This is a genomic window from Bradyrhizobium sp. 159, from assembly GCF_023073795.1.
GTDB lineage: Bacteria > Pseudomonadota > Alphaproteobacteria > Rhizobiales > Xanthobacteraceae > Bradyrhizobium.
This window is the reverse complement of sequence record NZ_JADPKE010000050.1, coordinates 177551-194119: the sequence shown is the minus strand read 5'-3', so window position 1 is coordinate 194119 and position 16569 is coordinate 177551. Positions and strand designations below refer to the sequence as shown.

At 65.0% G+C, this 16569-nt stretch carries 17 protein-coding genes and 1 pseudogene; 9 read left to right on the top strand and 9 right to left on the bottom strand.

Going from position 1 to position 16569, the window contains the following annotated elements:
- Window positions 1–135 precede the first annotated feature (135 nt).
- Window positions 136–1098 carry an alpha/beta hydrolase gene (locus tag IVA96_RS13525; RefSeq protein WP_247417774.1) on the bottom strand — a complete coding sequence of 321 codons (963 nt, stop codon included), beginning with the start codon at window positions 1096–1098 and terminating at the stop codon, window positions 136–138.
- Window positions 1099–1282: 184 nt separating this feature from the next.
- Here IVA96_RS13525 and IVA96_RS13520 point away from each other — a divergent pair.
- A pseudogene (locus IVA96_RS13520) lies at window positions 1283–1551 on the top strand (nitroreductase family protein); the annotation flags it as partial.
- A gap of 442 nt (window positions 1552–1993) precedes the next feature.
- Window positions 1994–2584 carry an NAD(P)H-dependent oxidoreductase gene (locus IVA96_RS13515; protein ID WP_247417771.1) on the top strand — a complete coding sequence of 197 codons (591 nt, stop codon included), beginning with the start codon at window positions 1994–1996 and terminating at the stop codon, window positions 2582–2584.
- 6 nt (window positions 2585–2590) lie between these two features.
- Here IVA96_RS13515 and IVA96_RS13510 read toward each other — a convergent pair whose 3' ends face one another.
- Both IVA96_RS13510 and IVA96_RS13505 read right to left on the bottom strand, forming a co-directional pair.
- Window positions 2591–4672, bottom strand: coding sequence for a methyl-accepting chemotaxis protein (locus IVA96_RS13510; protein ID WP_247417767.1), 2082 nt, complete (start codon window positions 4670–4672; stop codon window positions 2591–2593).
- Window positions 4673–4765: 93 nt separating this feature from the next.
- Window positions 4766–5206: a DUF1810 domain-containing protein gene (locus IVA96_RS13505; RefSeq protein WP_247277301.1), complete on the bottom strand. Its 441-nt coding sequence runs from the start codon at window positions 5204–5206 to the stop codon at window positions 4766–4768.
- Window positions 5207–5418: 212 nt separating this feature from the next.
- On the opposite strand from IVA96_RS13505, the gene IVA96_RS13500 reads away from it, so the two are divergent.
- The 3 genes from IVA96_RS13500 (at window position 5419) to IVA96_RS13490 (ending at window position 7890) form a co-directional block, all read left to right on the top strand.
- The gene (locus IVA96_RS13500; RefSeq protein WP_247417765.1) at window positions 5419–6369 is read left to right on the top strand and encodes a DUF2778 domain-containing protein; all 951 of its coding nucleotides are present in this window, start codon (window positions 5419–5421) and stop codon (window positions 6367–6369) included.
- Window positions 6370–6435: 66 nt separating this feature from the next.
- On the top strand, window positions 6436–6693 hold the full coding sequence (locus IVA96_RS13495) for a hypothetical protein (protein ID WP_247417763.1): 258 nt from the start codon (window positions 6436–6438) through the stop codon (window positions 6691–6693).
- Window positions 6694–6798: 105 nt separating this feature from the next.
- A complete protein-coding gene (locus IVA96_RS13490; protein ID WP_247417761.1) occupies window positions 6799–7890 on the top strand; it encodes a substrate-binding domain-containing protein in 1092 nt (363 codons plus the stop codon).
- Between the two features lie 123 nt (window positions 7891–8013).
- Here IVA96_RS13490 and IVA96_RS13485 read toward each other — a convergent pair whose 3' ends face one another.
- From IVA96_RS13485 to IVA96_RS13460, 6 genes are all read right to left on the bottom strand, one after another.
- Window positions 8014–8796, bottom strand: a complete 783-nt coding sequence (locus IVA96_RS13485; protein ID WP_247277298.1) for an ABC transporter ATP-binding protein — start codon at window positions 8794–8796, stop codon at window positions 8014–8016.
- Entirely contained in the window at window positions 8784–9839 is a 1056-nt protein-coding gene (locus IVA96_RS13480) for a dihydrodipicolinate synthase family protein (RefSeq protein WP_247417759.1), read from the bottom strand. Before IVA96_RS13480 ends, IVA96_RS13485 begins: the two co-directional genes overlap by 13 nt.
- Before the next feature lie 6 nt (window positions 9840–9845).
- A complete protein-coding gene (locus IVA96_RS13475) occupies window positions 9846–10667 on the bottom strand; it encodes a GNAT family N-acetyltransferase (RefSeq protein WP_247417757.1) in 822 nt (273 codons plus the stop codon).
- Complete coding sequence (locus IVA96_RS13470; RefSeq protein WP_247417755.1) at window positions 10654–11691, bottom strand: NAD(P)-dependent oxidoreductase; 1038 nt, start codon at window positions 11689–11691, stop codon at window positions 10654–10656. Before IVA96_RS13470 ends, IVA96_RS13475 begins: the two co-directional genes overlap by 14 nt.
- A gap of 26 nt (window positions 11692–11717) precedes the next feature.
- Window positions 11718–12488: an ABC transporter permease gene (locus IVA96_RS13465; RefSeq protein WP_247417753.1), complete on the bottom strand. Its 771-nt coding sequence runs from the start codon at window positions 12486–12488 to the stop codon at window positions 11718–11720.
- Window positions 12489–12569: 81 nt separating this feature from the next.
- On the bottom strand, window positions 12570–13217 hold the full coding sequence (locus tag IVA96_RS13460; RefSeq protein WP_249797067.1) for a TetR/AcrR family transcriptional regulator: 648 nt from the start codon (window positions 13215–13217) through the stop codon (window positions 12570–12572).
- A 100-nt stretch (window positions 13218–13317) separates the two neighbouring features.
- On the opposite strand from IVA96_RS13460, the gene IVA96_RS13455 reads away from it, so the two are divergent.
- From IVA96_RS13455 to minE, 4 genes are all read left to right on the top strand, one after another.
- A complete protein-coding gene (locus tag IVA96_RS13455; RefSeq protein ID WP_247297234.1) occupies window positions 13318–14334 on the top strand; it encodes an ABC transporter substrate-binding protein in 1017 nt (338 codons plus the stop codon).
- Window positions 14335–14599: 265 nt separating this feature from the next.
- Entirely contained in the window at window positions 14600–15298 is a 699-nt protein-coding gene (gene minC, locus IVA96_RS13450; protein WP_247417751.1) for a septum site-determining protein MinC, read from the top strand.
- 19 nt (window positions 15299–15317) lie between these two features.
- Window positions 15318–16133, top strand: a complete 816-nt coding sequence (gene minD / locus IVA96_RS13445) for a septum site-determining protein MinD (protein WP_247417748.1) — start codon at window positions 15318–15320, stop codon at window positions 16131–16133.
- Window positions 16130–16414, top strand: coding sequence for a cell division topological specificity factor MinE (gene minE / locus IVA96_RS13440; protein ID WP_247297221.1), 285 nt, complete (start codon window positions 16130–16132; stop codon window positions 16412–16414). The genes minD and minE overlap by 4 nt, the downstream gene beginning before the upstream one ends.
- Window positions 16415–16569: the final 155 nt, after the last annotated feature.

The following is a 16569-nucleotide window of genomic DNA, read 5'->3' as shown; positions in this document are numbered from 1 at the left end:
GTGCCGCGCGCAAAGGCCGGACATATGACCGCACCGTTCCAATGTGTGAGATCGACTGCAAAAGCTCTTGCCACGCGGGCCGTTCCACATATGGGGGCACACTGTCGCGCAGCGGGCGCGGAGCATCTAGCGCTCTCAGACGCCGCGCACGAGCAGGGCCTTGAAGTCGGCGCGTGCACGCTGCGCCTCGGCGCGCGCGACGTCCGAGGCATCGCCCATGCCGAAATAGCCATGGATCAGGCCGGGGCCCTCATGGTGCTTGACGCGGACGCCGGCCGCCTCCAGTGCCCGCGCATAGGCCGCGCCCTCGTCGCGCAGGGGATCGAACCAGGCGGTGGTCACGACCGCGGGTGCGACACCGGCGAGAGATGCCGCGCGCAGGGGTGAGACCCGCCAGTCCGAAGCATGGCGGGGATCGGCGAGATAATGGCCGCAAAACCATTCCATCGTGGCACGCGTCAGGAAGTAACCATCGGCATTCTCGGCGCGCGAGGGATAGCGCGCGTTCTCGCGCGCATCGGCATAAGCGCCGAGGACGTCGGTCACGGGATAGACCAATAATTGCGCGGCAAGCTTGATGCCGGCATCGCGGCAAGCGATCGCGGTGGTCGCCGCGAGATTGCCGCCGGCGCTGTCGCCGGCGACGCCAACGCGCTTCGCATCGCCGCCAAATTCCGCGACGCGGTTGAAGATGTCACTGACGGCGGCGAAGGCATCCTCGAAGGCGCCGGGAAAGCGCGTCTCGGGCGGACGGCGATAGTCGACGGAGACGACGACCGCACCGGTCTCGATCGCGAGGTTGCGCGCCTGCCGGTCGTGGGTTTCGAGATCGCCCGCAACCCAGCCGCCGCCATGGAAGAACACCACCGTCGTTGCAGGCGTGGAGCCGACCCGATAGACGCGTGCATCGAGCGGGCCAGCGCCGCCTTTCACCTTGATATCCTGCACGCTATCGACGCGCGGTGGCGGAATGGCCGCGCGCGAGGCAGCCAGTGCGCGCAAGGAATCGCGGGCGCTCTGTGGCGTCATCGTGGTGGGATCGCGCATCGGCATGAGCGGAATGATCTGGGCGATGACGGAATCTAGCGGCGCGGCCATGGCGTATCTCCTCGCGGGGTTCTTGGTCTTGCTTGCGGGTCAGCATAGATTTTGCGCGCCGCATCGGCAACCGGCGCTGCAACGCAGGTAGAACGGGCAGGGAGGTTCAAGAGGTGGAATTCGAAACGTTGGTGCAGTCGCGCCGCAGCGTGCGTGGCTTCAAGAAGGAGCCGGTGCCGCGCGCGATCCCGGCGCGGTCTGCCATTTCGATCTCGGTGCGCTCTGCTACGGCATCGTGCTCGCGGCGTGGGATCGCGGCCTCGGTTCGGTGATCAACGGACAGGGCATCATGCGCTCGGACATCGTGCGCGAGATCGCGAAGATTCCGGAGGATGAGGTGATCATGACCTGCGTCGCGCTGGGCTATCCCGACGACGCTTTGCCGCGAATGCAGTTCGCTCGGACCGCGAACATAACGACGAGTTCGTGCGCTACGTGGGTTTTGCCGAATAGCACGACGTGAAGGAGATTATTCTCCGGCGGAAATTTTTGGCGCGGAGTCGTTAGCGCCCTCTTGCAATCTCGAAGGTGCGGGAGGAACAATATGCAGACTGAGAGGTTTGTTGCTGGCGCGAGGGAATTCACATGCGGCGGCTGGCTAGCCTGGTTCGACGGTTATTTGGTCCGCGAATGCGGCGCCCGATCGATGATGATCCAAGTCTTCCTTTCACACCCGAGGAGCTCGGCCGGCTGATCCGCAGTGGCAAGCACGAGGATATGAAGCTGCTGGCCGACGGCCTGGCCTGCCGGTCCATTCCGCACCGCGCCAGATATCGCGCGACGCACTGAAGCGCCGCGAGGCTCGATCATCGCGACACTCAAGTGCCGCGACACTCCAGCGCCGCGACAAAGAGAATCTCTGCGCGCCCCGGCGACATGCTAGGATGCGGCCATCATGAGCAATCGCATCCTCGTCCTCTACGGTTCCTATCGTTCCGACCGCATGGGCATCCGCCTCGCGAATTTCGTCATCAATCGTCTGCGCGGCCGCGGCCAGGAGGTCGAATTCATCGACGCCAAGACGATCGGCCTGCCGATGCTGGACCGCATGTACAAGGAATATCCCAAAGGCACCGCGCCGGAGGCGCTGGAAAGGCTGGCCGGACAGATCCGCGGCGCCGACGGTTTTGTTTTTGTCACCGGCGAATACAATTGGGGCATTCAGCCCGGCCTGAAGAACCTCACCGACCATTTCCTCGAAGAATGGTTCTGGCGTCCGGCTGCGATCGTGAGCTACTCGGCCGGCCGGCTCTCGGGCGCGCGCGCCGCGACCGCCTGGCACGGCACGCTGTCGGAGATGGGCATGGTGGTGGTGTCGAGCACGATCGGCGTCGGCCCGATCGCGCAAACGCTGTCGGACGACGGAGAGCCGATCGGCGACGGCGGCAAGGCGCTGGAACGCTCGTTCCCGCGCTTTGCCGACGATCTTGCGTGGTGGATCGAGGCGGCCAAAGCGCAGCGGGCGCGCAAGGCGCCGCCTTATTGAGACGTCTTACGCCGCCCTGACCTCGCCAAGGAAGCGGTCGAACTGTCCGGCGAGATCGCGCGACTGGGTCGAGAGCTGCTCGGCGGCGCCCAGCACCTCCCGGGCGGCGGCTCCCGAGTCATCCGCGGCGCGTTGCACGCCGGAGATGTTGCTGTTGACTTCCTGGGTGCCGCGGGCGGCGTCCTGGACGCTGCGGGCGATCTCCTTGGTGGCCGAGCCCTGCTCCTCGATCGCGGCGGCAATCGCAGCGCCAATCTGGTCGATCTCGGCGATGACGTCGGCGACGTTGCGGATCGCGGCCACGGTCTCGTCGCTCGCGCTCTGGATCGCGGTGATCTGCTCGGAGATTTCGGTGGTGGCCTTGGCAGTCTGGCCCGCCAGCGACTTCACTTCGGAAGCAACCACCGCAAAGCCGCGGCCGGCATCGCCGGCGCGGGCCGCCTCGATGGTCGCGTTCAGCGCCAGCAGGTTGGTCTGCTCGGCGATGCTCTGGATCAGCGTGACGACGTCGCCGATCTTCTGCGCGCCTTCGGCGAGCGTGCGCGCGGTATCGCCGGTGCGGCGGGCATTGTCGACGGCGCGGGCGGCGATCTCGGTGGATTGCGCGACCTGACGGCCGATCTCCGCGATCGAGGAGGTCAGCTCCTCGGTGGCGCTGGCGACCGTCTGCACGTTGGTCGAGGTCTGTTCGGAGGCGGCGGCGACGATTGCGGCCTGGCTGTTGGTCTGGGCCGCGGTTGAGGTCATCGACTGCGCCGTGCTTTCCATCGTCGCGGAGGCCCGGGACAGACCGCCGACCAGCTCGGTGACCTTGGCCTCGAAGGCGCGGGTGAGGTCGTCGAGCGCCTGGGCACGGCGCATCTTGCCGTCGTTCTCGGCCTGCTTCTCGGCGGCGAGCCGGTCGGCCCGGATCATGTTGTCCTTGAACACCTGAACCGCCGCGGCCATCGCGCCGATCTCGTCGGAGCGCTCGGCACCGGGGATGCCGTCGGCAACCTCGCCATCGGCAAGCCGTGACATCCGCGTCGTCAGGCTGACGATCGGGGCGCAGACGCGGCGGCGAACCACCACAATGAGGCCGACGCTGGCGATCAGCACGGCAAGGAGGCCGACGAGGGCGACGGTGAAGCTGGTGCGTGCGGCCGAGGAGGCGCCGGCAAGGATCTGCTCGGCGTTATCATAAAAGGCGTCGCGAACGTCGATGATGGTGCCGAGACCGCGCTGCGTGGCGGCGTAATAGGTGTCCACGTCGTGTTCGTACTTGCCGCTGACCGCACCGTCCTTCACCAGCTTGAGCTCGCGGCCGAACTCCTCGACATAGACCGCGTTGAACTTCTCCAGCGCAGCGGCGACGTTCGCCGGAGTCGCCGGGTTGCCCCGCAGTTCCTGTAGCGTCATCACGATCTGATCGTTGCGGCCCTGCGAGCGGCTGATCTCGGCCTTCTCGGCGTCAGTCGCCGGTTTCTTGCCGCCGACGAGATTCTTGTGCAGGCTGGAGTTGAAGCCGCCGACGTCGCGCAGCGTCATCGCGATGTTGGCGTAGCTGGCCTGCCGGTAGGCGTCGCCGTTGAGAATCGCCATGCGGCGGACCTGCTCGTTGAGCAGCGCGGTCACGCCGCTGTTGAGCACGGCATTGTCGGCGACGATCTTCTTGGCCGCGTCCTTGCGGGCCTCTGCGGGCCCTGCGAGCGCCTTGTCGATGGCCTCCCGCAGCGCCGTGAATTTCGCATTGATGCCGTCGATGTTGCTGCCGATGATGTTGCCGTCGTCGAAGGAGCCGGGCAGCTCCTTGCGCAGCGCGTTCATCCTGTCGCGGGCACCGTCGGTCTGCTTGCGCAGCTTGTCCTGTTCGGCGAGCAGCGCAGGGTCGATCGTGGCGGGGCCGTAGAGGATGTTGGTGGAAAAGCCGCGCTCGGGGTTGAGATAGCGCGGGATGTCGCTGGCCGCGCGGACGATCGCCAGGCGGCCTTGCGCCTCGCCGATCCGCTCCATCATCTGGTATTTGGTCACGGCGACGTAGACGGCGAGGCCGCCGCCGACGGTCGAGAGCGAGACGATGGCGGTGGTCAGGAGCGTACCGATTTTCATGATCTGTCCGGCAATTGGCGCGGGGAGAATTATTTTGCTCGGAAGATAGGCAGCCGGTATTAATCTCGGGTTTACGCTGCCGCTCGCGTCAACTCAGCCGGATGCTCGATCGAGCTTCGCCAGGATCTCCAGCGTGGCGCGGTCGCGCTCGCCGGCGAAGTAGCGGGCGAGGGCCTGATCGAAAACGGGCTCATCGGAAACCGCACCGAACAGCGTCATCGACGAGCGGAATTTCGTATCATCCGGCGCGCCCAGGATCGCGTTGATGGTCCGCCCCTGAACGGCGAGCACGAGCCTGGTACATTCGATCAGGCGCCCCCCGAGGACGGGATGGGCGAGATAGGCCTGGGCCTCCGCGCGGGAGCCGATCGCGTAGCGCTGCGACATGGCGCTGACGCCGAGGCCGGCGACTTGCGGGAAGATGAACCACATCCAGTGAGTCTGCTTCCGGCCCCGGGCCAGCTCGCCCTGCACGTCGCGATAGACCGGGTCCTGGGCCCGGATAAAGCGCTCGAGATCGAAAGGATCGGTCATTGGATACCTTGAAAGCCTTGCCGGACCCCTTGCCAGGCCCCTGCCGGCCGCGATTATGCCTAACTTTTGGCTCCCAATGTGGTAGCTGGTATAGAGTCTCCGGGTGGGGGTTGGGCACCCCCGGGGGTCGATTTGGGGATCTGATGGTTTCCGACGCAGCACATGCCGGGAGGCTGTTGTCGCGCCGCCGTGTCGGGCGAGCCGAAGCGATTTTGCTGTCTCTGGCAGCGATCGCGCTGGCGCTTGGCGCCGCCGCGTGGGTCGCGGATATGGGCGATTCGTCTCCACTGGTCTCCGCCGCGTTGCCGCCGGCCAATGCCCCTTCATTCGAGGATCGTTTCGCTTCGGCCTCCGGCAATCCGCCGGCCCGCGAACTCGGCCTCCGGACGCTGGAGCGCTCCGCCCTGAACGCGGTCCAGCTCAAGCTTCGCGATGCCAAGGCCATGCTGGCTGAGAGGCTCCAGGGCGACGACTGGCGCTCGATCCTGACCGAGGAGGATCGGCCTGCGGCCGAGGAGGCGAGGCCCTCGCAGCGCGCCGACACCATCCCGATGCCGCGCTCGCGCCCGGTCCAGGCCGATCTCGCCTCCCAGATCGCATCCAGCCAAGCGTATGCCGACACTGGTTCACGGGTCGATAACCGCAATTTCTTCGAAAAATTCACCGACAAGATCAAGCTGGCCTCGCTGACGCCCGACAGCGGCCTGTTCGGCAAGGCGCCCGATCTTGCGGCCCTCGGCTACGATTCGCGGACAGCGGTCTATGACATCTCGGCCAAGGCGGTTTACCTGCCAAGCGGCGTGGCGCTCGAGGCCCATTCCGGCTTAGGCCCGCTGATGGACAACCCCGACCATGTCGATCGGCGCATGGTCGGCGCGACGCCGCCGGCGACCTACGAGCTGAAGCCGCGCGAAAAGCCGTTCCATGGCGTCCGCGCGCTGCGCATGACGCCCGTCGAAGGCACCAACGCGCTCGGGCGCGTCGGCCTGCTGACCCACAATTACATGCTCGGACCGCGCGGCGATTCCAACGGTTGCGTCTCGATCAAGGACTATGACCGTTTCATCAAGGCCTACGACAATGGCGAGTTCAACCGTCTGGTCGTGGTGCCGAGCCTGCGCGGGTCTGCGACCGCCTCGCAGCGCGCGAGCACTGATTCCTGATACTTGCCTGCCGCGGCGGGGCTGCCGTTTCCCCTTCGTTAAGTCGTCCTCGTCCAGAAGCAGCCCATGAGTGATCCATCAAACTCCGAGACCCCGCTGCGGACGACGTTCAAGATCAAGCTGAACGGTGACACGCTGGCGATTGCGACCGTCGGCCAGGCCTATCAGTTCCTGACCAATTTCAAGTCTGTGGAATGGATGGAATTCCGCTCCCTGCATGAGCATGCTGTCGAGGCGCTGGAGGGCGCTGCCGGTAACGCCATGTTGGCAGTGCAGGCAACCAACGCCGTGCGCGCGCTGTTCGTCAGTGCGAAGCTGCTCTGAGGGGCTCACAGTCCCGCAGGTCCGATAGACCCCAGCGCAATTCGCGGACGGACATCGTGGCCGAACGCCGATATGCTTGAGATTTACTTTTAGGGAGAGACCCCCATGAAACGCCGTACATTCCTCAAGGGCGGCGCAGTCGCCGGCGCAACGACGCTGGTTGCGGCCCCTGCACTCGCGCAAGGCGCGCCCGAGATCAAATGGCGCCTAACCTCGAGCTTCCCGAAGTCGCTCGACACCATCTACGGTACGGCGCAGACGTTCGCGAAATACGTCGCGGAAGCGACCGACAACAAATTCCAGATCCAGACCTTCGCCGCCGGCGAGCTCGTGCCCGGCCTGCAGGCGCTCGATGCCGTCAGCACCGCCTCGGTGGAGATGGCGCAGACGCCGCTCTATTTCTACATCGGCAAGGAGCCGGCGCTGGCCTACGCCACCGGCGCGCCGTTCGGCATGAACCATCGCCATCAGGAATCATGGTGGCACTTCGGTGGTGGCGCCGACCTCACCAACGAAGCGCTCAAACCCTTCAAGGCCCACGCCATCCTGTGCGGCAATTCCGGCACCCAGATGGGCGGCTGGTTCCGCAAGGAGATCAAGACGGTCGACGACCTCAAAGGACTCAAATTCCGCATCGCGGGCATGGGCGGCCATGTGCTGGCGCGGCTCGGCGTCGTCCCGCAACAGATCGCCGGTGGCGATGTCTATCCGGCCCTCGAGAAGGGCACGATCGATGCCGCCGAATTCGTCGGTCCCTATGATGACGAGAAGCTCGGTTTCCAGAAGGTCGCCAAATACTATTATTTCCCGGGCTGGTGGGAAGGCGGCGCCATGCTCCACATCATCGTCAACGATGAGAAATGGGCTTCGCTGCCCAAGCAATATCAGGCCATCGTCAACCAGGCGGGATCTGCGGCCGGCGCCTGGATGCTCGAGAAGTACGACAGCGTGAATCCGGCGGCGCTGAAGCGGCTGATCGCCAATGGCGCGGAGCTGAGGGCATTCCCGCAGCCGGTGCTGGAGGCCTGCTACAACGCGACTCATGATCATCTGACCGAGCTCGCCGCCAAGAGCGACTTGTTCAGGCGGACGAAGGACAGCCACGACGCCTATATGAAGGAGCTGCTGTTCTACACGCAGATCGCGGAGAACTTCTACGACAATTATCTGCTCAGCAAGACACGCAACAAGAGCTGAGCGCGCAACTTTCGTTGCGTGGGCAAAGGCGCATTTGCGCCGTGCCCGCCATACCTTGCTCCACTTTGCCAGGGTGGGCACGCTTTCGCTCTGCCCACCCTACGAGAATTTTCGTGTGGCGAGCTACGCCGCGCCCAGCCCCAGCTTCGCATAGATCCTTCGCGCATAGACGCCGAACGCATCCGTGGTCTTCAGCGGCAGGTCGCGCGGGAAGGGCAGGTCGATCGGGAAATAATCGGCCATCTTCGCCGGACCCGCCGTCAGCACGGCGCAGTGCGAGGACAGGAAGACGGCTTCCTGGATCGAGTGCGTGACGAAGATGATGGTCTTGCCGCTCTCACGCCAGATCCGCAGCATCTCGAGATTCATCTGCTCGCGCGTCAGCGCATCCAGCGCACCGAACGGCTCGTCCATCAGGATCAGCTTTGGATCGTGAATGAAGGCGCGCGCGATCGCGGTGCGCTGCTGCATACCGCCGGAGAGCTGCTGCGGATATTTGTGCTCGTAGCCGGCAAGCCCGACCAGATTGAGCAGATCGTGCGCCCGCGCGCGCGCGGCCTTCATCGGCAGGCCGACGATCTCGGCCGGCAGCAGCACGTTGTCCAGAATGGTGCGCCACTTCAAGAGCAGCGCCTGCTGGAACACCATGCCGATGTCGCGGGTCGGATCGAACGGGCTCTTGGCGTTGCCGATTGTCACTGTGCCGCCGTCGGCGCCGTGCAGCCCGGCCAGGATCTTCATCACCGTGGTCTTGCCGCAGCCGGAAGGGCCGACCAGCGAAACCAGTTCACCTTCCTGCACGTCCATGGTGACGTCGGAGACTGCCAGGAATTCGGCGCCGCCGCTGCGGTAGACTTTCCGGACGCCGCGCAGGCTGATGAAGGGCTCGGAGCTCATGCCAGCCATTTGTTCAGATGGGCGGCGACGAAGGCATCGTCGCTGAGATCGGCGTGCTCGCGACAGACGCGGTCGATCTCCTGCTCCTGGCCGGGGCTGAGGCCCTCGTTCGGATCGAGGCACCACAGGCCCTGCATCAGGCCCTGACGCCGCAGCACCTCGTGGCAGCCGGCGATGCAGCCGTGAAAGTTGTTGGCGACGTCGAAGAACGCGCTGTTGCAGTCGGTGACGCGGGCATCGAGTGCGAGCAGGTCGGCCGGAACGCTGTCCTTGTGCCGCGCGGCCTTGCAGCGCTCGAACTGTTGTATGGCGCTCGCGGTCCACACCGACCAATGGCCGAGCAGGCCGCCCTTGAAGTAGGTTCGCGTGGTGATGCCCTTGTCGCGCAGGTCGAATGGCAGGGTGAGGTCGAGCAGGATGTGGTCGTCATTGCCGGTGTAGAGCGCGACGCGGTCGAGTGCGGCTGCGGCTGCGACACCGCGGAGCACGTCGAGAGTCCTATAGCGGTTAAACGGCGCGATCTTGATCGCGATGACATTGTCGATCGAGGCGAAGCGCTGCCAGAACTGGCTGGACAGGATGACACCGCCCACGGCCGGCTGGAGGTAGAAGCCGACCAGCGGGATCTCCGCGGCCACGGCCGTGCAATGCGCGATGATCTCATCTTCGGAGGCGCTCTTCATCGCGGCGAGGCTGAGCAGGCCGGCGTGATAGCCGATGTCGCGTGCGGTGCGGGCCTCGGCGGTTGCCTGGCTGGTTGGGCCGACAAGGCCTGCGACCATCGCCAATGGACGCTTGGTCCAGCTCGCGGCTGTCTCGGCGGCGAGCTCGAGCACGGGACGGTAAAGGCCGACGTCGCGGATCGCGAACTGCGTCGTGTGCACGCCGACAGCAAGGCCGCCTGCGCCGGCATCGACGTAATAGCGCGTCAGCGCGCGCTGATGCGTCTTGTCGAGCTGGCGCTCGGCGGTGAGGGCGAGGGGATGCGCCGGCAGCACGGTGCCCTTGGCGATCAGCTTGCGGATGTCGCTGTTGATCTGGCTGTGGTGCATGATGTCCTATCCGAATTCGGGGCCGGCGACGGCGAATGGCGTTTCTTCGGCGGCGGCGGTGGGTGGGCCGAACCGCATGCGCTGAAACGGCCGCTCGATGGTCCAGCCCGAGGCGGTCAATCCGTCGAGGAACGCGGGTTGCGAGGCGACAGCGTCGAGCAGGAGCGGGCCATTCTCGGATCCCGCAATCACGCGAACCAGAGCCAGCGCTTCGACGGCATGATCCGCGAACAGGGGGCCGATATGGCGCGCGGTTCTGCCATCGCGGACGAGCGCAATGCTGCTATTGGCTGCGACGATACGCGACCCGGCGCGCTGTGCGAGGGCGGTCAGCAGAGCGGTCCGGTCGAAACCTGTGGCGCGCCGGTCGCGGGCAGAAAGGGCCTCGAGCGTTGCGGCCGACGACGCCTCCGCAGATGTCGGCGTAGGTTTCATCAGCTTCAGCCGCCGCAATTGCAGGGTCGGTGTGAAGCCGAGGCGCCCGTAGACGGCGGCTCCGTCGGGCGAAGCATCGAGCCAGCTCGTGAGACCGTTCTTGCGCGCCGCTTCCAGGCAGGCATCGACGAGGCGTGTCGCCAGACCACGGCGGCGATGCGTTGCCGACACCAGCACCATGCTGATCCAGGCGTTGTTGCCGGAATACGGCAGCAGTGCTGCGGTCGCCACCAGTCGCGCGCCCTCGCGGATGCCGAACACGACACCATCGCGCAGGAAAACGCGCCAATCCTCTTCGGTCTGGTTCCAGTGCGCTTCCGTCGACAGCGCCAGCCCGGCGTTCGCATCGGCGACGCCGAGCTTGATGACGGACAGACCGTCAGTAGCGTCCATCGCGCACCTCGTATTTGGTGGGCTTGCCGAGCGTCGGCATGGCGCGAGAGACCCAGTCCGCGGTCCAGGCGATCAATTGCTCGGTGTCGACGACGGGCAAACCGAACAGCTCGACCGCTTTCGACGTGTCGGTCAGCCATGCCGTTGGCTCTTCCTTGCCTGTCAGCACCGGTGCGCGGCCGAACCTCGCACCGAACTTCTGCGCGAGATCGCGCACCGCGAGGATCTCGTGGCCGCTGACATTGATCGGGGAGGTCGGTGTCGTGCAATGGGCGAGGCAGCGCAGCGCCTGGGCGGACGCATCGCCCTGCCAGATGAAGTTGACGTGGCCGAGGCTGACGTCGATTGGCGTGCCCGTCAGCACTTTCATGGCGATGTCGTGCAACACGCCATAGCGCATGTCGATCGCGTAGTTGAGGCGGAACAGGCGGCCCGGTGTTCCGAATTTGCGCGAGAAATATTCGAACATGCGCTCGCGTCCGACGCAGGACTGGGCATACTCGCCGGGCGGGTTCGGCGCCATGTCCTCGGTCGAGCCCTTACCGTCGACGGGGACAAAAGGATAGATGCAGCCGGTCGAGAACGCCACGATCCGGGACGCGGGGAAGGCCTGCGCGACCAGGGCCGGCACATGCGCGTTCATCGCCCAGGTCAGCGACAGATCGCCCTCCGCGCCGAACTTGCGGCCGGCCATGAAGATGATGTTGGGCGCCTTCGGCAGCGCGTGAATGGCGCTTTCGTCCATCAAATCGCAATTGATCGTCTCGATGCCGCGCGCGTGCAGCCAGTCCTTGACGCTGGCGTCGGTGAAGCGCGCGACACCGATGACGCGGCGATCCGGCGCGGCAGCTTTTGCGAGCCCCGCCAGCGTCGGGCCCATCTTGCCGGCGACGCCAAGGATCATGATGTCGCCCTCGACCTTCCCGAGGTCGTCGATCAGTGCCTGCGTCGGCCGGCACAGGAGCTCGTCGAGCGCAGCGACGTCAGGGATGGTCTTCGGCAGGGTCTGGCGGGTGAGCAACATGGATTTGGTCCTTAGTTCTGCCGTTGTCAGGTCCGTCTCGCGTCGCCAACCACGAACATGCGTTCGAGGGCGAGCACCAGGCCGTAGAGAGCGACCCCGAGCAGCGTCAGCAGCACGACGGCCATCACCATCGCGGGCGTGTCGAGCGACGATTGCACCTGGATCATGAGGTAGCCCAGCCCGCGCTCGGAGGCGATGAACTCGCCGACGATGGCGCCGGCCACCGCGAGGATGGCCCCGACCTTCATGCCGGAGAAGATGTAAGGCAGCGATCCCGGCAGCTGGATCTTGCGGAACAGCGTCCAGCGCGAGCCGCGCAACGATTTGACGAGATCGAGCAGATCGGGCTCGACCTCGCGCAGGCCCCGCGCAGTGGTGAGCAGGATCGGAAAGAAGCAGATGCTGAAGGCGATCAAAATGTTCGGCACGATGCCGTAGGAGAACCAGACGATGAAGAGCGGGCCGAGCGCGACCTTCGGGATCATGTTCAGCGTCACGAACAGCGGCAGCAGCGCGAGGCTGAGCAGCGGCGCCCAGCTGAAGATCACGGCCAGCGCGACACCGACGAAGGCGCCAAGCGCGAAGCCGCCGAGGATCTCGATCAACGTCACCAGCGTGTTGGCACCCCAGGCATAGCCTGTGGTTGCCAGCGTCTGCACGGTGGCAAGCGGCGAGGGCAGGATGAATTTCGGCACGTGGAAAGCATCCACCGCGACCTGCCAGAGCACGAGCACAGCAAGATGCACGATCAGGATGATCGCAAAGCTGCGCGAGGTGCGGGCCGCGTCTCCTGTCACCGATTGCTCCCTGTTGCGACGGTCACTTGCCGTTACGACGAGCCTAACCGGCCTTGAGCGAAGTTTCAACCAGCTGGTTGATTAAGGCCGCAACGACTGCAGCACCAAATCGGCGACGTGCCTGCGGCGGGCGCGGCGCTGGGTGCGGCTCGACAGGTCCTTACCGAAGATCGCCGACAGCGTCGGCGTGTTGGAGAAGAAGAAATAGCTGAGGCCCGCAATCGAGATATAGAGCTGAACGGGATCGATCCCCTTGCGGAACACTCCGGCGCGCACCCCCTCGTTGAGGATGTGGGAGACGCTTCTCACCAGCGGGGAGTGCATCGCCTCCAGCCGAGTCGAGCCGCGGACGTGGCGAGCGCCGCCGCGGTTCTCGTCGTTCAGAAGCACGATGAAATCGGGGTTTGCCGCCAGATGGTCGAATGAGGCTTCGATCAGCCTGCGGATGGCCTTTTCCGGCGGCAGGCCTTCGAGCTTGAGCTTGCGCTCCTGCTCGCGGATGTCCTCATAGACCCATTCGAGCACGGCGAGGTAGAGCGCGTCCTTGTCGCCGAAATAGTGATAGACGAGCTGCTTGTTTACGCCGGCACGCTCGGCGATCTCGTCAACGCGGGCCCCCGCAAAGCCGTGCCGGGCGAATTCCAGCCGCGCCGCGGTGAGCAGCTTGTTGCGGGTGGCGACGGGATCACGGCGCTGCGGCACGGTGTCGCCAGATCGTTTTGCAGGCATTTCCAACCAAACAGTTGACAAGTTGAGGGCGGGCTTGTTGCATTGGTATCCTCACATGGGGAGAGCGACAAGCCGGGTCGCGGCAATGAGGAGAGGTGCGATGAAGCATTTGCAGGCGGCGGGCTCTGCCCTGGTATTGGCGCTGACGCTCGGTGTGTCGGCGATGCCTGCGCGCGCGGGCGAGGCGGTCAATCTGATCCTGAACTGGACGCCGACGGCCGATCACTCGCCGTATTATTACGCCAAGGCTCAAGGCTGGTACGAGAAGGCGGGCATCGACCTGACGATCGAGACCGGCAAAGGCTCCGGCGTCTCCGCGGCCAAGGTCGGCTCCGGCGGCTCGCCCTTCGGCGTCGCCGATCTCGCGACCATGCTGGTGGCCAAGAGCAAGGGCGCTGACACGGTTGCGGTGATGAGCGTCTATGCCAATACCGGCCAGACCTTCTACTGGCTGAAGAGCTATGGCGTGAACGGCGTGAAGGACTTTGCCGGGCACAAGATCGGCAACCCGCCTGGCGATGCCTCGCGCGTGATGTGGCCGGCCTTCGCCAAGGCCGCAGGTCTTGCGCCAGATTCAGTCGGCTTCGTCAATGTCGGGCCGACCGCGAAGATCGCGGCGCTGAAGAGCCACACCGTCGACATCATCAGCGACTTCTACAACGAGCACGATCTGAAAGTGATCGAGTTCGGACCCGATCTCGGCTACATCAACTGGAAGGACATCGGGCTCAATCCTTATGGCAATTCGCTGATCGTCAACGGCGCTTATCTGCAGAAGAATCCCAAGGTGGTCGAGGAATTCGTGCGCGTCACGCAGAAGGCCTTTGCAGCTTGCGTCGCCGACGTCACGCCATGCCTGAAGGCGCTGCTCGATCAGGTCTCCGGTCTCGACAGGGAGAACCAGGAGCGCCAGTGGGAACGCATCAAGTCCCTGATGACCGACGAATTCACGACGACGAAGTCGCTCGGCTGGATCGACGGCGAGCGGATGAAGAAAGACTACGAGTTGGTCCAAACCTATCTCGGTATGGAGAAGCCGTTCGACGTGTCGACGGCGTTCACGACCAAGATGCTCGATCCCTCCATCAAGATGGATGCAAGCAAGGTGAAGAAGTAGGGGCTGTCCCCACATGCCGCGGTCATGCCCCCGCGCAGGCGGGGCATCCAATATGCCGCGGCCTGTCTAGCACCCACAACCATCTCGGAGTACTCGATCACCTGCCGCCGCGGGTGATGACAGCGGTGGGCTGGACGAGAGCGCCCGTCGGACGCGCGGCCGCGAGCCCGACGGATTCCACGTAGCTCCGCGGAGAAATTAACCGGCCATTAACCATATCCGCCGCATCGTTAACCATTCAATAATTGGGAACGAGTCGGCCGATATGGAGGCTGCAGTAAAAACTCAACGCCAAATGGTGCGCCTGCGGGGGCGCTCCTATGTGGCCTTCGTGTTCGTGCCGACCGTTCCGATCCTGGACTGGCTCCAGGAGATCGATGCGACGATCGCCCGCTCGCCGGGCTTCTTTGCCGGTCGGCCCGTAGTGATCGACCTGTCCTCGGTCGATCTGAGCCAAGCCGGCATCGGCCATCTCTTGACCAGCCTGCAGGACCGCAACATCCGCGTGCTCGGCATTGAAGGCGTGGAGGAGGCAAGGCTGACCCCGACGATGCCACCGCTGCTGTCGGGCGGACGCAGCTGTGTGGTCGAGCCGAACGTGCCCAAGAAGACCGAGACGAAGGCCGAGACCAAGCCGACCTCGCTGCTGCTCGAGGCTCCCGTGCGCTCGGGCCAGACCGTGATCTTCCCCGAGGGCGACATCACCATTCTCGGCTCCGTCGGCTCCGGCGCCGAGGTCGTCGCCGGCGGCTCAATTCACATTTACGGCGCGTTGCGCGGCCGCGCCATGGCCGGGGTCAACGGTCACACCAGTGCGCGCATCTACTGCCAGAAGATCGAAGCCGAACTGCTTGCAATCGATGGGTTTTATCAGACTGCCGACGATATCGACGCCGCCCTGCGCGGCCAGCCTGCCCAAGCCTTTCTGCAAGGCAACACCATGCGAATTACCGCGCTGAACTGACCAGAAGGAGATTTTTGAGATGGCTAAGGTACTGGTCGTGACATCAGGCAAGGGCGGGGTCGGCAAGACCACGACCACTGCCGCACTGGGGGCCGCGCTCGCGCAGCGCGGCGACAAGGTCGTCGTCGTCGATTTCGACGTCGGCCTGCGCAATCTCGACCTCGTGATGGGCGCCGAACGCCGCGTGGTGTTCGACCTCATCAACGTAGTGCAGGGCGTAGCCAAGCTGCCCCAGGCGCTGATCAAAGACAAGCGGCTCGAGAATCTCTGGCTGCTGCCGGCCTCGCAAACCCGCGACAAGGATGCGCTGACGGAGGAGGGCGTGGGCAAGGTCATCGCCGATCTGCGCAGCCGGTTCGACTGGGTGATCTGCGATAGCCCGGCCGGCATCGAGCGCGGCGCATCGATGGCCATGCGCTTTGCCGACGAGGCCGTGATCGTCACCAATCCGGAAGTCTCCTCGGTACGCGATTCCGATCGCATCATCGGCATGCTCGATTCCAAGACGGTGCGGGCCGAGCAGGGCGAGCGCGTCGAGAAGCACATTCTCATCACCCGCTACGATCCCTCCCGCGCCGCGCGCGGCGAGATGCTGACCATCGACGACATTCTCGAGATCCTCGCCACGCCTTTGCTCGGCATCATCCCCGAGAGCCAGGACGTGTTGCGCGCCTCGAACGTCGGTACCCCCGTGACGCTGTCGAACGCGGACGGCGCACCCGCGCGGGCCTATATCGACGCGGCGCGGCGGCTGTGCGGCGACACCGTGCCGATGCAGGTTCCGACCGAGCGCAAGGGCTTCATGGATCGTCTGCTGCGACGGAGGGCTGCATGAGCATGGGTCTGCTCCGGCTTCTGCGCGGCAACAAGGCCTCGTCTGCTCCCGTCGCTCGCGAACGGTTGCAGATCCTGCTCGCGCATGAACGAGGGATGCGCGGCCAACCCGATCTGCTCGGGGTGCTGCGTGAGGAAATACTCGCCGTCGTGTCCAAGCACGTCAAGCTCGACCCGACCAAGGTCATCGTTCGGCTCGAGCGCGGCGACGACGTGTCGACCCTGGAGGTCGATATCGAGGTACCCAACGATTTCGAGCGCAAGCGCGTGGCGGTCGCGTAGGGGACGCGGCCGAAGACTTTCAATTGGGGTGGGTGAAGGCGGTCCGCCGGGCATGGCGGGCCGCCTTTGTCGTGAGGTAAGCGGAACGGGTCGCACGGCGAGATCGTTGTGGGAGACCCGCGCAGCGCCGCCGAGCCGGGCGCCGCGGTTTCCTT

What these genes read in the sequence shown, in the direction of transcription:
- IVA96_RS13490 (WP_247417761.1), top strand. Translation starts at nt 6,799, where the DNA reads ATGAAACGCCGTACATTCCTCAAGGGCGGCGCAGTCGCCGGCGCAACG.
- IVA96_RS13525 (WP_247417774.1), bottom strand. Translation starts at nt 1,098, where the DNA reads ATGGCCGCGCCGCTAGATTCCGTCATCGCCCAGATCATTCCGCTCATG.
- IVA96_RS13510 (WP_247417767.1), bottom strand. Translation starts at nt 4,672, where the DNA reads ATGAAAATCGGTACGCTCCTGACCACCGCCATCGTCTCGCTCTCGACC.
- IVA96_RS13485 (WP_247277298.1), bottom strand. Translation starts at nt 8,796, where the DNA reads ATGGCTGGCATGAGCTCCGAGCCCTTCATCAGCCTGCGCGGCGTCCGG.
- IVA96_RS13480 (WP_247417759.1), bottom strand. Translation starts at nt 9,839, where the DNA reads ATGCACCACAGCCAGATCAACAGCGACATCCGCAAGCTGATCGCCAAG.
- IVA96_RS13495 (WP_247417763.1), top strand. Translation starts at nt 6,436, where the DNA reads ATGAGTGATCCATCAAACTCCGAGACCCCGCTGCGGACGACGTTCAAG.
- minD (WP_247417748.1), top strand. Translation starts at nt 15,318, where the DNA reads ATGGCTAAGGTACTGGTCGTGACATCAGGCAAGGGCGGGGTCGGCAAG.
- IVA96_RS13475 (WP_247417757.1), bottom strand. Translation starts at nt 10,667, where the DNA reads ATGGACGCTACTGACGGTCTGTCCGTCATCAAGCTCGGCGTCGCCGAT.
- minE (WP_247297221.1), top strand. Translation starts at nt 16,130, where the DNA reads ATGAGCATGGGTCTGCTCCGGCTTCTGCGCGGCAACAAGGCCTCGTCT.
- IVA96_RS13455 (WP_247297234.1), top strand. Translation starts at nt 13,318, where the DNA reads ATGAAGCATTTGCAGGCGGCGGGCTCTGCCCTGGTATTGGCGCTGACG.
- IVA96_RS13460 (WP_249797067.1), bottom strand. Translation starts at nt 13,217, where the DNA reads ATGCCTGCAAAACGATCTGGCGACACCGTGCCGCAGCGCCGTGATCCC.
- IVA96_RS13515 (WP_247417771.1), top strand. Translation starts at nt 1,994, where the DNA reads ATGAGCAATCGCATCCTCGTCCTCTACGGTTCCTATCGTTCCGACCGC.
- IVA96_RS13505 (WP_247277301.1), bottom strand. Translation starts at nt 5,206, where the DNA reads ATGACCGATCCTTTCGATCTCGAGCGCTTTATCCGGGCCCAGGACCCG.
- minC (WP_247417751.1), top strand. Translation starts at nt 14,600, where the DNA reads ATGGAGGCTGCAGTAAAAACTCAACGCCAAATGGTGCGCCTGCGGGGG.
- IVA96_RS13470 (WP_247417755.1), bottom strand. Translation starts at nt 11,691, where the DNA reads ATGTTGCTCACCCGCCAGACCCTGCCGAAGACCATCCCTGACGTCGCT.